This window comes from Pseudomonas salomonii, assembly GCF_900107155.1.
GTDB lineage: Bacteria > Pseudomonadota > Gammaproteobacteria > Pseudomonadales > Pseudomonadaceae > Aquipseudomonas > Aquipseudomonas salomonii.
The window spans coordinates 225,315-239,536 of sequence record NZ_FNOX01000006.1; the positions used below are offsets into that span (position 1 = coordinate 225,315).

Sequence of the window (14,222 nt, forward strand, 5' to 3'; positions counted from 1 at the left end):
TCTCTAAATCTGTGTAGCCCTTTTGAGGTAAGCCATCATGTCTGAGTACAAGCAACCGCCGCCGGGTACACCCAACCCTGACCGTACGCCGGGAGAAGAGGAGCGCGACAACGATGCGTTGCGCCCCAATGACCCGGCCGAACGTCAGGACGATGATGTTGAGCGGGTTGAGGAAGACCTTGAAAACCTGCATGACAGAGCGCGCCCGCTATAGGTTCAGGAGGTGACTGTGAGTAATCATCCAAAAGGCCCGGGTTCGGGCGAGCATGCCAGCGGCGAGGATGAATTGGGGTTTGATCCGGATTCGCCTGATGTGTCGGACCCGCAGGTTGATCCTGTTGGGCCGGCGATTGCGCCGTTGGATAAGGACAAGGTGCAGCGCAAAAAGGTGGATTATGATCCGTTGGGGGATCTTAAGAAGCCTGGGTGATTTTGGTTTGGTGTACATATCCGTTGCTGCGGTAACGGCTACTCAGGGTTCCGCCCTGACGGCGGGTCACTTTTGGCAAACGCCCGGAATGCCGGCCCAGCCAAAAGTAACCTAAAGGCCTGCGCCCCACCACTCGGCACCCCGCTAATGCTCGGTGTGCCAGAACGAAGGCTAGAATCCGTGGGCCACGGATTCAAGCCTGCGTTCGGCCACCGTGGTTGACGGGGCGTCTCAGATCAAAAGCAAAAAGCGAATTTACATACACTGAAGAGCTGCTTTTTTGTGGGAGGTGGCTTGCCTGCGATGCAGACACCTTGGTGTGTCATACCGGCGAGGACCTTTTGGTTACGTTTGCGTCCTTGCAAAAGTGACCCAATGTAAGAGCGGAACCCTAGGCAGCCGTTACCGCAGCAACGGATATGCACACCACCGACACCCCCCAAAAACCAAGCCCCGCAATAGCGGGGCTTGATCACATCCAAACGAAACCTACTTGGGCGGCACCCAGGTAACCTCGCTGATCCCAAACTTCTCCGCCCAGGGCCGGGTAGTTTTCTTGACCTGCTCATGCCCCACGCGCCCTATGCGGCTGACATGGGCAATATCGGCATCGACCGCCGCCCAATGCCACGCTTCAGCGTTATTCATCACTTCGGCGCGCACCACAAAGGATTTCGGTTGACCGTGCAGTTGATAGTGAATGGTGTAGATTTTTGCGGTACTCATGTTGCCTCCCTGTCTTGTTATAGATGGATAGGCGGGCTTTCTAAAAGGTTCACTCAAAATGACAAGCCGCACGCTGGCGCGGCATAGTGACGCACTCGTCACGTGCCCAAGGATCGCGCCATGTCCCGATTGACTCACAGCCAGCTCTACCTGCAGCGTCTGGGCTACGACTCGCCCCCGCCCCCAACGCTTAAAACCCTGCAGGACCTGCAGCTGCGGCACGTCTGCACCTTCGCCTTTGAGAGCCTGTCGACATTGCTGCATGCTCCGGTGTCGATCGATCTGCCCAGCATTGAGCAAAAGGTCCTGCTGGACGGGCGTGGCGGTTACTGTTTCGAGCTTAACTATCTGTTCCTGGCGCTGTTGCAGGAGCTGGGTTTCGACGCCCGCGGGCTGACCGGTTGGGTGGTGATGGGCGGGCCGCCTGATGCACGTACCGGGCGCACCCATCGCCTGAGCCTGGTGACCCTGGACGGCGTGCGTTATGTCACCGATGTCGGCTTCGGCGGCATGGTGCCCAGCAGCCCGTTGCGGCTGGACACCGAGGTGCCCCAGGCCACCGCCCATGAACCTTATCGCCTGACCTTCAACGGTGCCGATTACACCCTGTGGGCGCTGGTGGGCGAGGAATGGCGAGGCTTATATGTGTTCGACCTGCAAGTGCAGGCCGATATCGACTACACCATCGGCAATTGGTACGTGTCGACGCACCCGGCTTCCGTTTTCGTCGGGCAACTGAAAGCGGCGCGGTTGGCGCCGGGTAAACGGCATACCTTGGCCAATGCTAATTACGCGGTTCATTGCCTTGACCAGCCCAGCGAAAAACGCGCAGTCGAAAGTGCCGATGAGTTACTGGAATTGCTGCAGGGCACCTTCGGTATTTGTTTGCCGAAGCATCCGCAACTTCGCCAAGCCCTTGATAGCTTAGTAGTGGCAAATTCTAGGGAGCCTTGAGCTAGAGCCTTCGCTGAACCGTTTTACCTTCATGTCAATGCAAATTAATTCGAACCTTTGGCAAACGCCGAGGTTCGAACCGTTTCCTGAATAATTTGCTCACCAGACAAGGAGATGTAAAACGATGTCCAAGCTATTCGGAAAATTCCTCAAGGGTTCCTCGCTGCTGGCGCTGGTCACCGCGCCTGCTGTGGTGTTCGCCGCAGCACCGACTGGCCCGATTTCCGTCCTGGGCCTGCAGGGCAGCTATAACGACTTCAAACTCGAAGGTGGCAGCGAAAGCGACAAGGACCACATGCCCGAAGCGGGCCTGTTCTACAACTTCGGCAACAAGCTCACCGCCGAGTCCGGCTTTATTTACCAAGCCGGTATCGAAGCCAAATACGGCGAAAAAAGTAGCAATAAACTCAAGGAAGGCCAGGCTGACCTGGACCTTGGCTGGCGTGCCGCGCTGGACGCGCGCAACTTCGTCGACGTGATCGTCGGTGGTGGCTACAGCTGGACCCGTTACGAGCCGGACACCAACGATTACGACGTCAAGCTCACCAACAAATCGCCGTTCGCCAAGGCCGCGCTGGGTTACAACCACCAGTTCGATGACATGACCCTGCGCGTCGAAGCCGGTGCCCGTCGCACCATCGACGGCCGGGCCAAGCTCAAGGTCGATGGCCTGGGCAGCGACACGGTGGACCTCAAGGACCGCACCAACCCGTACGCCGAAGTCAGCCTGCTGATGAACCAGAAAGGTGACTTGCCGGTGATGGCGGGCCTGTATTACACGCGTACCGAATACAAGCTGGACGACGACTCCTATGTCGCCGACAACACCAAGCTCAAGCGCGACGAGTACGGTTTTAAAGTCGGTATCGCGTTCTAAGCGCATGCCTGAATGCGGGGCGGCCAACGCCCCGCATTCGACTGTCCGCCCGAGCCCTGCTGTTTGGCGAATTAAAAAGCGCGCCGATTGCCTGGTCCGCACGTGATAACCGGCTTGGGGTTGGGCCGATCGCGTCGGGCATTACCCACGAGCGGGGTGACTTTGTTTTTTGCTGGGAGCGCTGCGCGCTCCAACGCGGGGCAAGCCCGCTCGCCACAACAAGCCCGCTCGCCACAACCAGCCGTTCAGCACTGCAAGCCGGATCACCACGGGGTGCTTCTTTAGCCTAGTGCAGCCAGCTGTGCCACGGTTTCCGGAAAGCGTGCCACCAGCCGGATCAAGGTGGTGGCCTGGGCATTGGGCTTGGCCCGGCCTTGTTCCCAGTTTTCCAGGGTGCGCACGTTGGTGCGCAGGTACATGGCGAACACCGAGCGCGAGAGGTTGAGCTGTTGGCGCACGGCCACCACTTCGTCGGCGCTCAGGGGGGCCAGGTTGTTGAGATGGACCTTGTGGGTCCGCAGGGTGACTTTGCCTTGGCGCTCTTCGGCCAGGGCGTCGAAGCCTTCGACCAGTTCGGAAAAGATTTCACGTTTCATCATGTGTTCTCGCTTTGATTTCCCTGTCCAGCAGGTGTTTTAGGGCTTTCTTGTGGTTGGGGGTAAGGTCGTCCTGTTCGTGTTTGCCGTACAGGGTGAACAACCAGAATTGCGTGCCGCCCGACCACCAGTAGTAAATGACCCGCAAGCCCCCGCGTTTGCCTTTGTTGCGTCGCTCGTCGACGAAACGGACCTTGCGCAACCCGCCGGTTCCCTCGATCACGTCGCCTGCTTGCGGGTTCTTCATCAACTCCTGTTGAAAGCCCTGGAATAGCTCGTCACTCAGATAGTCCCTGCGATGCCGTTCAAAGGCCGGCAATTCGATAAATAGAGCATCCATGTTCTGTACGTAGCCTGCGTATAGTGTGGTGGCCCACGCGCCTTGGGTCAAGTGACCGGGCTGTGGGAACTTTCCTAAAACGCAACCACCATAAGGCCGCCTTCAGCGAGTAGATGCCAGACGAATAGGTAGTAGATGAAGGAAATTTCTACAGTATGAGCAGGCGAAAGAATTGATCCTCAGAAACGCAAAACGGCGCCCGAAGGCGCCGTTTTGTTTACCGCGTCACGCTAAGCGATCAAACGCCCAACACCGCGTGCTGCACCAGGGTGAGCAACGGTTGTGGGTATACGCCCAGGAAGAACGCGAGCAGGGCGATGGCCAGCAGCATCACGCCGCCTGCCTTCTGTTCCCAATGCAGCTCGGCGTCTACACGGCGCAGGTTTGGCTCGATCAGGTACAGGGTGACCATCACGCGCAGGTAGTAGAACACGCCGATGGCGCTGCCCAGTACCAACGACGCTACCAGCCACCATTCGTGGGCTTCAACACCGGTAGCCACGATGTAAAACTTGCCGATGAAGCCTGCGGTCAGCGGGATACCGGCCAGGGACAGCATCATCACGGTAAGCACGGCGGTCAGGTACGGACGGCGCCAGAACAGGCCGCGGTATTCGTACAGGGCGTCGGCGTCACGGCCTTTGAACGGCGAGGACATCAGCGTGATTACGCCGAATGCGCCGAGGCTGGTGATCACGTAGGTGACCAGGTACACACCCATGGCTTCCACGGCCAGGCCTTTGCTCGCCACCAGGGCGATCAGCAGGTAGCCGAAATGTGCGATGGAGGAATAACCGAGCAGACGCTTGAGGTTGTTCTGGGTCAGGGCCAGCAGGTTACCGAACAGGATCGACGCAATGGCAATCACGGTCAGCACGGTGCTCAGCACGCCGGTGTTGGCCGCAGGCGAGATCTGGAACAGACGCACCATCACCGCAAACACCGCAACCTTCGACGCCGTGGCCAAAAACGCGGCCACGGGCGCCGGGGCGCCTTCGTACACGTCCGGGGTCCACAGGTGGAACGGCACCAGGGACAGCTTGAACGCCAGGCCGATCAACATCATCGCCAGGCCCAGTTGGGCAATCGGCGCGGGCATGTTGGTAGCCGCCAGGGCGTGACCGATACCGGTGAAGCTCAGGTTGCCGGCTTCGGCGTAGAGCAGGGCCATACCGAACAACAAGAATGCGGAACCGGCAGCCGACAGCACCATGTACTTGATGCCGGCTTCCAGGGAGCGCTTGTTGAAGAAGGCGTAGGCCACCAGGCCGTAAGTCGGGATCGACAGCAGTTCCAGGCCGATGAACAAGCCGGCCAGGTGCTGAGCGCTGACCAGCACGATGCCACCGGCCGCAGCCAGCAGAATCAGCAGGTACAGCTCTTCCTTGTTGCCTGGGTAGCCGGTGCCGCCTTCGCCGAGGTAGGCGTGGGCGAGGGTGACGCAGGCCAGGGTGGCAACCAGGATCAACGCGATGTACAGCAGCGCGAAGTCATCGACCATCATCAGCGGCGTCACGGCCAATGGCGCGACCTTGAGTGCCGGGATGATCGACAGCAAGGCCAGGTTAAGCCCGGCACAAGACAGCAGGAACGTTTGCGAATGATTGCGGCGCCAGGCGATTGCCAGCATCACCGCCACAACGGTGAGGCTGGTAATCAGCAGCGGCGCAAGCGCGATAAAGTGTTGGATCGTGAATTCCATAGCGCTCTTACCGGGCCGAAGCGAGTTGAGAGAAGGCGGTGCCGATCCACTGCTGCACGCCATGCATCGTCGCGGCAGAAGTGTCCAGGAACGGTTGCGGGTACACACCGATGTAGATCAGCAGCACCGCAAGGCCGAGCACCATGATCAGTTCGCGAGCATCCATCCCTTGCAGGACGGTGTCGGACTTGGCCGGGCCGAAGTAGGCGCGGTGGATCATGATCAGCGAGTAGACCGAACCAAACACCAGGCCCGAGGTAGCAATGGCGCTGATCCACGGCGTGTGCACGAACGAACCCATCAGGATCAGGAACTCGCCGATGAAGTTACCGGTGCCCGGCAAGCCCAGGGATGCGGCGGCGAAGAACAGGCTGATGGCCGGCAGGTACGCGATGCGCGACCACACGCCACCCATTTCACGCATGTCACGGGTGTGCAGGCGCTCGTACAGCTGACCACTGAGAATAAACAGTGCGGCGGCCGAAACACCGTGGGCCAGCATCTGGATCACCGCGCCTTGCAGCGCCAGTTGGCTGCCGGAGTAGATGCCGATCAGTACGAAACCCATGTGGGAAACGGACGAGAAGGCAATCAGACGCTTGATGTCGGTTTGCGCAAAAGCCAGGAACGCACCGTAGAAGATCCCGATCAGACCCAGGGTCATGGCGATCGGCGCGAACTCGGCCGAGGCATTCGGGAACAGCGGCAGGGCGAAACGCAGCAGACCATAAGCAGCGGTCTTCAACAGGATACCGGCGAGGTCGACGGAACCTGCGGTCGGCGCCTGGGCGTGAGCATCAGGCAGCCAGGAGTGAAACGGCACCACCGGCAGCTTCACCGCGAAGGCGATAAAGAAGCCCAGCATCAGGATGTACTCGGTGGTCAGGGACATCTTGGTCTTCAACAGGTCGGCGTAGTTGAAGGTAATCACGCCGGTGTTGTTGAAGTTGACCAGTACCAGACCCAGGATCGCCACCAACATGATCAGGCCGGAAGCCTGGGTGAAGATGAAGAACTTGGTCGCCGCGTAGATCCGGGTTTTCTTGCCGTCCGAAGAACTGTGACCCCAGAGCGCGATGAGGAAGTACATCGGCACCAGCATCATTTCCCAGAAGAAGAAGAACATGAACAGGTCCAGCGCCAGGAACACGCCGACAACGCCGCCCAAAATCCACATCAGGTTCAGGTGGAAGAAGCCCACGTGACGCTGAATTTCTTTCCAGGAGCAAAGTACCGAGAGGATACCCAGCAAGCCGGTCAGCAAAATCATCAACAGCGACAGGCCGTCGAGGGCCAGGTGCACGTTGATGCCGAAGCGCTGGATCCACACGTGCTTGAATTCAAGCGCGAAGGTTGGATCGACACCCGGTGCCGGAGCGAATGAATAGTCACCGTGCGCCCACAACCAGAGGCCGAGCGCGAGTTCCAGGGACATGGTCAGCAACGCAATCCAGCGGGGGAGGGTGGCGCCGAAGCGTTCACCCATCCAGCAGAGCAGGCCGCCGATAAAGGGGATCAGGATTAGCCAGGGCAGAATCATGACGGGCTCGTTTCCTTTTGCAAGTTCGCAAAGTAGGCAATGTTCGCAAGGTTCATAGACATGGTCATACCGCCACCACCACGATGGCGCCGATCACCAGCACGGCACCGACGGCCATGGAAGCTGCATACCAACGCAATTGGCCTGTCTCGCTGCGGCTCAGGGCGGTGTGACCGGCCTTGGCGGCGCGCGGGATCAAACCGATGGTCTGGTCGAGCGGGTCTTTGCGCAGAAGGTGGCTGATCGCAAGGTATGGCTTGACGAACAGTTTGTCGTAGATCCAGTCGAAGCCCCACGCAGCGAACCACCAGGCCGAGAGGAAGCGGCCAATGCCACTGTTGGCCACCGCTGTCACGAAGCGACGCTTGCCGAGGAACAGCAGGGCAGCCAGCAGGATACCTGCGATGGCGATGGCGCCCGAGGCGATTTCCAGGCTGTGCTTGGCAGCGCCACCGGCATGGCCGGCGCTTTCCGGCAGTACACCGGCCAGCGGCGGGGTGATCATGGCGCCGATGAAGGTCGACAGGATGATCAGCACCGACAGTGGCAACCAGTGGGAGATGCCGTGGCCTGCGTGTGCTTCGGTCTTGGCTTCACCGTGGAAGGTGATGAAGATCAGACGGAAGGTGTACAGCGAGGTCATGAACGCACCCACCAGGCCTGCATACAGCAGGTTCTGGTTACCGCTGGCGAAGGCTTCCCAGAGGATTTCGTCTTTCGAGTAGAAACCTGCGGTCACCAACGGCAGGGCTGCCAGGGCGGCGCCACCGACGATGAAGCTGGCGTAGGCCAATGGCAGTTTCTTCCACAGGCCGCCCATCTTGAAGATGTTCTGCTCGTGGTGGCAGGCAACGATCACCGCACCCGAGGCAAGGAACAGCAGGGCCTTGAAGAAGGCGTGGGTCATCAGGTGGAAGATCGCCGCGTCCCAGGCGCCAACGCCCAGGGCCAGGAACATGTAGCCGATCTGGCTCATGGTCGAGTAGGCGAGGATACGCTTGATGTCGGTCTGTACCAGCGCGGCGAAGCCCGCCAGAACCAGGGTCACACCACCGACCAGCCCTACAAGATGCAGGATTTCCGGCGCCAGGGTGAACAGGCCGTGGGTACGCGCGATCAGGTAGACACCGGCGGTTACCATGGTTGCAGCGTGGATCAGCGCCGACACCGGCGTAGGACCGGCCATCGCGTCCGCCAGCCAGGTTTGCAACGGCAGTTGCGCCGATTTACCCACGGCGCCGCCCAGCAGCATCAGGGTTGCGAGGGTGATCCAGAAGTCGCCGACCTGGAATTTCTGCGGTGCCAGCACCAGCAGTTCCTGGATGTTCAGCGTGCCCACCTGTTGGAACAGGATAAACAGGCCGATGGCCATGAACACGTCACCGATGCGGGTGACGATAAAGGCTTTGAGAGCCGCGTTACCGTTGTTGCGGTTGCTGTAGTAGAAACCGATCAACAGGTACGAGCACAGGCCCACGCCTTCCCAGCCGAAGTACAGGAACAACAGGTTATCGCCGAGGACCAGGAACAGCATGCTGGCGATAAACAGGTTGGTGTACGAGAAGAAGCGCGAGTAGCCCGCTTCACCGCGCATGTACCAGGACGCAAACAGGTGGATCAGGAAGCCTACACCCACCACCACGCCGAGCATGGTGATCGACAGGCCGTCGACGTAGAGGGCGAAGTTGGGCTTGAAGCCGTCCACCGACATCCACTGCCACAGCACCAGGGTGTAGTGGCCGCCTTCCGGCGGCGCCACGTTGAATTGCCAGATGACGTAGGCGGCCACGATGGCCGACAGGCCAATGGAACCCACACCGATCAGGGCAGACAGGTTTTCCGACCAGCGTCCACGGGAGAACGACAGCAGCAGGAAACCGATCAGGGGAAATACGAAAGTCAGAAAGATCATGTTCATCCGTGCATCTCACTGGCAGCGTCGATATCAAGCGTGTGGAAGCGACGATACAGTTGCAGCAGGATCGCCAGGCCGATACTGGCCTCGGCGGCTGCCAGGCTGATCACCAGAATGAACATGACTTGCCCATCCGGCTGCGCCCATCGGCTACCTGCAACAACGAACGCCAGTGCGGCGGCGTTCATCATGATTTCCAGGCTCATCAACACGAACAGAATGTTACGGCGAACCATCAGGCCGACCAGGCCAAGGCAGAACAGGATGCCGGCGACCGCCAGACCATGCTCCAAAGGGATAGCAGGCATCGTCATTGCTCCTTGGCTTCGTTGCGGCCCAAGTGGAAGGCGGTGATGGCTGCCGCGAGCAGCAGCATCGAAGCCAGTTCGACCACCAGCAGGTACGGGCCGAACAGGCTGACGCCCACGGCTTTCGCGTCTACGGTGGTGTGGCCGATGGCCTGGCCGCTCTGGTGAGCGAACAGCACATACAGCAGTTCACCCAGCAGCAGCGCTGCCAGGATGACCGGGCCGAGCCAGATGCCGGGCTTGAGCCAGACGCGTTCCTGGGCGACCGAGGCCGGCCCCAGGTTGAGCATCATCACCACAAACACGAACAGCACCATGATGGCGCCGGCGTAGGCGATCACTTCCAGCACACCGGCGAACGGTGCGCCGAGGCTGAAAAACGTCATGGCCACGGCGATCAACGAAATGATCAGGTAGAGCAGGGCGTGCACAGGATTGGTGTTGGTGATCACGCGAAGCGTGGACACCACTGCAATACCGGACGCGAAATAGAAAGCGAATTCCATCTTTCTTCCTTAAGGCAGCAAGCTCTTCACGTTGATCGGCTCGGCTTCGTTTTGTGCGGCGCCCTTGGGCTTACCGGCAACGGCCATACCTGCAACACGATAGAAGTTGTAATCAGGGTTTTTACCGGGACCAGAGATCAGCAGATCTTCTTTCTCGTACACCAGGTCCTGACGTTTGAACTCGGCCATCTCGAAATCCGGTGTCAGCTGGATCGCGGTGGTCGGGCAAGCTTCCTCGCAGAGGCCGCAGAAAATGCAGCGCGAGAAGTTGATGCGGAAGAAGTCCGGGTACCAGCGACCGTCTTCGGTTTCAGCTTTCTGCAGGGAGATGCAACCCACCGGACACGCCACCGCGCACAGGTTGCAGGCTACACAACGCTCTTCGCCATCGGGGTCGCGGGTCAGTACGATGCGGCCGCGATAACGCGGCGGCAGGTACACCGCTTCTTCCGGGTATTGCAGGGTGTCGCGTTTGCGAAAGCCGTGACCGAACACCATCACCAGGCTTCGCAACTGGGTACCGGTACCCTTAACGATGTCGCCAATATATTTGAACATGGGTCAAATCCTCACTGAACCGCGCCGGCTGGCGTGTTCAACAACACAACGGCAGCCGTCACCAGCAAATTGATCAGGGTCAGCGGCAGGCAGAAGCGCCAGCTGAAATCCATCACCTGGTCGTATCGTGGACGCGGAATGGAAGCGCGCAGCAGGATAAACAACATGATGAAGAACGCGGTCTTCAGGAAGAACCAGAAGAACGCCAACTGCGGCAGGATGCCGAACGGACCGTGCCAGCCGCCGAAGAACAGCGTGACCAGCAGGGCCGAGATCAAGATGATGCCGATGTACTCACCAACGAAGAACATGCCCCATTTCATGCCGGCGTATTCAATGTGGTAACCGTCGGCCAGTTCCTGTTCCGCTTCCGGCTGGTCGAACGGGTGACGGTGAGTCACGGCGACGCCAGCAATGAAGAAGGTGCAGAAGCCGAAGAACTGCGGAATGATGAACCACAGGTTCTGCGCCTGGTACTCGACGATGTCGCGCATGTTGAACGAGCCGACCTGCACCACGATGCCCATCAGCGCCAGGCCCATGAACACTTCGTAGGACACGGTCTGGGCCGAGGCCCGCAAGCTGCCCAACAGGGCGAACTTGTTGTTGCTCGACCAACCGGCGAACAGCACCGCGTAGACCGACAAACCGGCCATGGCGAAGAAGAACAGCAAGCCGATGTTCAGGTCCGCCACGCCCCAGGTCGGAGTGATCGGGATGATCGCGAAGGCGATCAGCAAGGCACTCATGGCCACGACCGGTGCCAGGGTGAAGATCACCTTGTCGGCAAACGGCGGGGTCCAGTCTTCCTTGAAGAACATTTTCAGCATGTCGGCGGCGATCTGGAACATGCCGAATGGGCCAACGCGGTTCGGACCGTAACGGTCCTGCCACCAGCCCAGCAGGCGACGTTCGACGAAGCTGAGCAGGGCGCCCGCAACGACCACGGCCAACAGGATCACGATGGCCTTGACCACCGAGATGATCACGTCAATTACTTCCGGCGTGAACCAAGTCATTGCGCTGCCTCCTGCAGACCGTCAACGGTTTGGCCAAAGATCGCAGGCGGAATACCGGCAAGGCCTTTAGGTAGTGCAACCAGGCCCGCACCCAACTCATCGTTGATGCGCAGCGGCAGACGCAGGGTCTTGCCAGCCACGTTCAGGCTGAGCAGGGCACCGTCGTTGACGCCCAGGCGGTCGGCTTCGGACTTGGCCACCGACACGTAGGCTTCAGGAATGCGACTTTGCACCGGCGCGGCTTTGGAAGAGGTCTCTTCGCTGCCGAACAGGTGGAAGAACGGCACAACCTGCCAGGTGCCCTGGGCCGGGTTGAACGGACGCGGTACCGCAGCGAACCAGTTCAGCGAATCCCCGGTGCTTTCGATCAGGCGGGTGCCCGGGTCGCCAGCGCGGATGTGACCACCGACTTCGTCCTGGAACTTGTTCCAGGCTTGCGGCGAGTTCCAGCCCGGCGACCAGGCAAATGGCACCTGCTGACGTGGCTCGACCGAGCCCGAGTAACCTTCCATGGAGAAGGCGAACGCGGTGTCCGGGTCTTGCGGGGTACGCGGTTCGTGCACACTGATGTCGGCGCGCATGGCCGTACGGCCGGAGTAACGCAGCGGTTCACGGGCCAGTTTCATGCCCTTGATGCGGAACGAGGCGGACGGCGCAGCGTCGACGATACGGGCCAGCTGCGGGGCGCTTGCGGCGGCAGCAGCGGTCACGTGGTCGAGTTGGGTCCAGTCGATCGGTTGATTCAACAGGGTCGCGCGCAGGGCATGCAGCCAGCGCCAGCCTTCGTGAACCAGGATGCTGGCGTCCATGTACTTCGGATCGAACACCTGGAAGAAGCGTTGGGCGCGGCCTTCCTGGCTGACCAGCGTACCGTCGCCTTCGGCGAAGGTGGCGGCTGGCAGTACCAGGTCGGCACGCTCGCTGGTAGCGGTCTTCTGGTGGTCGGCCACGATCAGCACTTTGGCAGCGTCCAGCGCGGCGTCGACCTTGGCTGAATCGGTGCGGGTGTAGAGGTCGTTTTCCAGTACCACGATGGCGTCGGCATTGCCGTCGATCACCGCTTGCAGGGCCGCGTCCAGGGACTCGCCACCGAGCATCGCCAGGCCGAGGCTGTTGGCTTCCGGCACGACCAGGCTGATGGAACCGTTCTTGTCGCGCAGCTTCAAGGCCTTCGCGATGTTCGCAGCAGCCTCAATCAGTGCCTTGGAACCCAACGAGGTACCGGCAATGATCAATGGGCGCTTGGCCGCGAGCAGGGCGTCGGCGATGCGCTGGGCCAGTTCAACGGCTTCAGTGTCCAGGCCGTCGACGGCAGGCGCGCTGGCGTCGAGGGCGTGGGCCACGGCGAAACCGATGCGGGCCAGGTCATCCGGTGCGGCGTGAACGCATTCTTCGGCGATGTCGTCGAGCTTGGTTTCAGCCAGGCTCGCGATAAACAGCGGGTTCAGCGCGTGCTGGCCGATGTTTTTTACGGCGGCGTCGAGCCAAGGCTGAACGCGCATGGCGTCGGCCATGTCTTCGGCCTTGCCTTTGACCGACTGACGCAGCGACAGCGCAATACGCGCGGCGGTCTGGGTCAGGTCTTCGCCGAGGACGAAGATCGCATCGTGGTCTTCGATGTCGCGCATGTTCGGGACTGGCAGCGGGCTGTCGTTCAGCACTTGCAGGACCAGACGGATGCGCTCCAGCTCACCGGCTTCGATACCGGAGTAGAAGTGCTCGGCACCGACCAGCTCGCGCAACGCGTAGTTGCTTTCGAGGCTGGCACGCGGCGAACCGATACCGACGATGTTGCGGCCGCGCAGCAGGTCGGCGGCTTTATCCAGCGCATCGTCCAGGCTCAGCTTGGCGCCACCGGCCAACAGCGGCTGGCGTGGGCGGTCTTCGCGGTTGACGTAGCCGTAGCCGAAACGGCCACGGTCGCACAGGAAGTACTGGTTGACCGAACCGTTGAAGCGGTTTTCGATACGACGCAGTTCGCCGTAGCGCTCGCCCGGGGAGATGTTGCAACCGCTGGAGCAGCCGTGGCAGATGCTCGGCGAGAACTGCATGTCCCACTTACGGTTGTAGCGCTCGGAGTGAGTCTTGTCGGTGAACACACCGGTCGGGCAGACCTCGGTGAGGTTGCCGGAGAACTCGCTTTCGAGCACGCCGTCTTCAACGCGACCGAAGTACACGTTGTCATGGGCGCCGAATACGCCCAGGTCGGTGCCGCCGGCGTAGTCTTTATAGAAACGCACGCAACGGTAGCAGGCGATGCAGCGGTTCATCTCGTGGGAAATGAACGGGCCGAGGTCCTGGTTCTGGTGCGTGCGTTTGGTGAAGCGATAACGGCGCTCGTTGTGGCCGGTCATCACCGTCATGTCTTGCAGGTGGCAGTGACCGCCTTCCTCACAGACCGGGCAGTCGTGCGGGTGGTTGGTCATCAGCCATTCGACGACACTGGCGCGGAACGCCTTGGATTCTTCATCTTCAATGGAGATCCAGGTGTTGTCGGTGGCTGGGGTCATGCAGGACATGACGATACGACCACGGGTGTCGTTCTCGTCGGTGTATTGCTTGACCGCACACTGGCGACAGGCACCGACGCTACCAAGCGCGGGGTGCCAGCAGAAATACGGGATGTCGAGGCCTAGTGAGAGACATGCCTGTAACAGGTTGTCTGCCCCATCGACTTCGAGCGCTTTGCCGTCTACGTGGATAGTGGCCATGGTTCAAAGTTCTTCGTTGGCCCGTTGTCAGCGGGCGTGG

15 protein-coding genes are annotated in these 14,222 nt (G+C 60.3%); 4 read left to right on the plus strand and 11 right to left on the minus strand.

Annotation, left to right across the window (positions count from 1 at the left end; translation table 11 throughout):
* Nucleotides 1-37: 37 nt before the first annotated feature.
* Both BLV67_RS32960 and BLV67_RS15515 read left to right on the plus strand, forming a co-directional pair.
* On the plus strand, nucleotides 38-214 hold the full coding sequence (locus BLV67_RS32960; RefSeq protein ID WP_163005435.1) for a hypothetical protein: 177 nt from the start codon (nucleotides 38-40) through the stop codon (nucleotides 212-214).
* Nucleotides 215-229: 15 nt separating this feature from the next.
* Nucleotides 230-430, plus strand: a complete 201-nt coding sequence (locus tag BLV67_RS15515) for a DUF6021 family protein (protein WP_065931024.1) — start codon at nucleotides 230-232, stop codon at nucleotides 428-430.
* Between the two features lie 489 nt (nucleotides 431-919).
* Here the strand turns inward: BLV67_RS15515 and BLV67_RS15520 are convergent, their stop codons facing one another.
* Nucleotides 920-1,156 carry a DUF6555 family protein gene (locus tag BLV67_RS15520; protein ID WP_017137532.1) on the minus strand — a complete coding sequence of 79 codons (237 nt, stop codon included), beginning with the start codon at nucleotides 1,154-1,156 and terminating at the stop codon, nucleotides 920-922.
* 120 nt (nucleotides 1,157-1,276) lie between these two features.
* Between BLV67_RS15520 and BLV67_RS15525 the strand changes: the two genes are divergently transcribed.
* Entirely contained in the window at nucleotides 1,277-2,110 is an 834-nt protein-coding gene (locus BLV67_RS15525) for an arylamine N-acetyltransferase family protein (protein ID WP_069788244.1), read from the plus strand.
* Nucleotides 2,111-2,234: 124 nt separating this feature from the next.
* Nucleotides 2,235-2,987 (plus strand): outer membrane beta-barrel protein, encoded by a 753-nt coding sequence (locus tag BLV67_RS15530; protein WP_056861692.1) that lies wholly within the window; start codon nucleotides 2,235-2,237, stop codon nucleotides 2,985-2,987.
* A 281-nt stretch (nucleotides 2,988-3,268) separates the two neighbouring features.
* Here the strand turns inward: BLV67_RS15530 and BLV67_RS15535 are convergent, their stop codons facing one another.
* The 10 genes from BLV67_RS15535 to nuoG all read right to left on the minus strand — a co-directional run bounded on the left by BLV67_RS15535 (nucleotide 3,269) and on the right by nuoG (nucleotide 14,182).
* Nucleotides 3,269-3,583 (minus strand): helix-turn-helix domain-containing protein, encoded by a 315-nt coding sequence (locus BLV67_RS15535; protein WP_065931182.1) that lies wholly within the window; start codon nucleotides 3,581-3,583, stop codon nucleotides 3,269-3,271.
* Nucleotides 3,573-3,923 (minus strand): type II toxin-antitoxin system RelE/ParE family toxin, encoded by a 351-nt coding sequence (locus BLV67_RS15540; protein ID WP_065931183.1) that lies wholly within the window; start codon nucleotides 3,921-3,923, stop codon nucleotides 3,573-3,575. Before BLV67_RS15540 ends, BLV67_RS15535 begins: the two co-directional genes overlap by 11 nt.
* A gap of 238 nt (nucleotides 3,924-4,161) precedes the next feature.
* Complete coding sequence (nuoN, locus tag BLV67_RS15545; RefSeq protein WP_017137523.1) at nucleotides 4,162-5,625, minus strand: NADH-quinone oxidoreductase subunit NuoN; 1,464 nt, start codon at nucleotides 5,623-5,625, stop codon at nucleotides 4,162-4,164.
* A gap of 7 nt (nucleotides 5,626-5,632) precedes the next feature.
* On the minus strand, nucleotides 5,633-7,165 hold the full coding sequence (gene nuoM / locus BLV67_RS15550; RefSeq protein ID WP_017137522.1) for an NADH-quinone oxidoreductase subunit M: 1,533 nt from the start codon (nucleotides 7,163-7,165) through the stop codon (nucleotides 5,633-5,635).
* 64 nt (nucleotides 7,166-7,229) lie between these two features.
* On the minus strand, nucleotides 7,230-9,083 hold the full coding sequence (nuoL, locus tag BLV67_RS15555; protein WP_069788243.1) for an NADH-quinone oxidoreductase subunit L: 1,854 nt from the start codon (nucleotides 9,081-9,083) through the stop codon (nucleotides 7,230-7,232).
* The gene (gene nuoK / locus BLV67_RS15560) at nucleotides 9,080-9,388 is read right to left on the minus strand and encodes an NADH-quinone oxidoreductase subunit NuoK (RefSeq protein ID WP_069788242.1); all 309 of its coding nucleotides are present in this window, start codon (nucleotides 9,386-9,388) and stop codon (nucleotides 9,080-9,082) included. The genes nuoL and nuoK overlap by 4 nt, the downstream gene beginning before the upstream one ends.
* 2 nt (nucleotides 9,389-9,390) lie before the next feature.
* Nucleotides 9,391-9,894 carry an NADH-quinone oxidoreductase subunit J gene (nuoJ, locus tag BLV67_RS15565; RefSeq protein ID WP_017137519.1) on the minus strand — a complete coding sequence of 168 codons (504 nt, stop codon included), beginning with the start codon at nucleotides 9,892-9,894 and terminating at the stop codon, nucleotides 9,391-9,393.
* A 9-nt stretch (nucleotides 9,895-9,903) separates the two neighbouring features.
* Nucleotides 9,904-10,452, minus strand: coding sequence for an NADH-quinone oxidoreductase subunit NuoI (gene nuoI, locus BLV67_RS15570; RefSeq protein WP_003174725.1), 549 nt, complete (start codon nucleotides 10,450-10,452; stop codon nucleotides 9,904-9,906).
* Between the two features lie 11 nt (nucleotides 10,453-10,463).
* Nucleotides 10,464-11,471, minus strand: coding sequence for an NADH-quinone oxidoreductase subunit NuoH (nuoH, locus tag BLV67_RS15575; RefSeq protein WP_017137518.1), 1,008 nt, complete (start codon nucleotides 11,469-11,471; stop codon nucleotides 10,464-10,466).
* On the minus strand, nucleotides 11,468-14,182 hold the full coding sequence (gene nuoG / locus BLV67_RS15580; RefSeq protein ID WP_069788241.1) for an NADH-quinone oxidoreductase subunit NuoG: 2,715 nt from the start codon (nucleotides 14,180-14,182) through the stop codon (nucleotides 11,468-11,470). Before nuoG ends, nuoH begins: the two co-directional genes overlap by 4 nt.
* Between the last annotated feature and the right edge of the window lie 40 nt (nucleotides 14,183-14,222).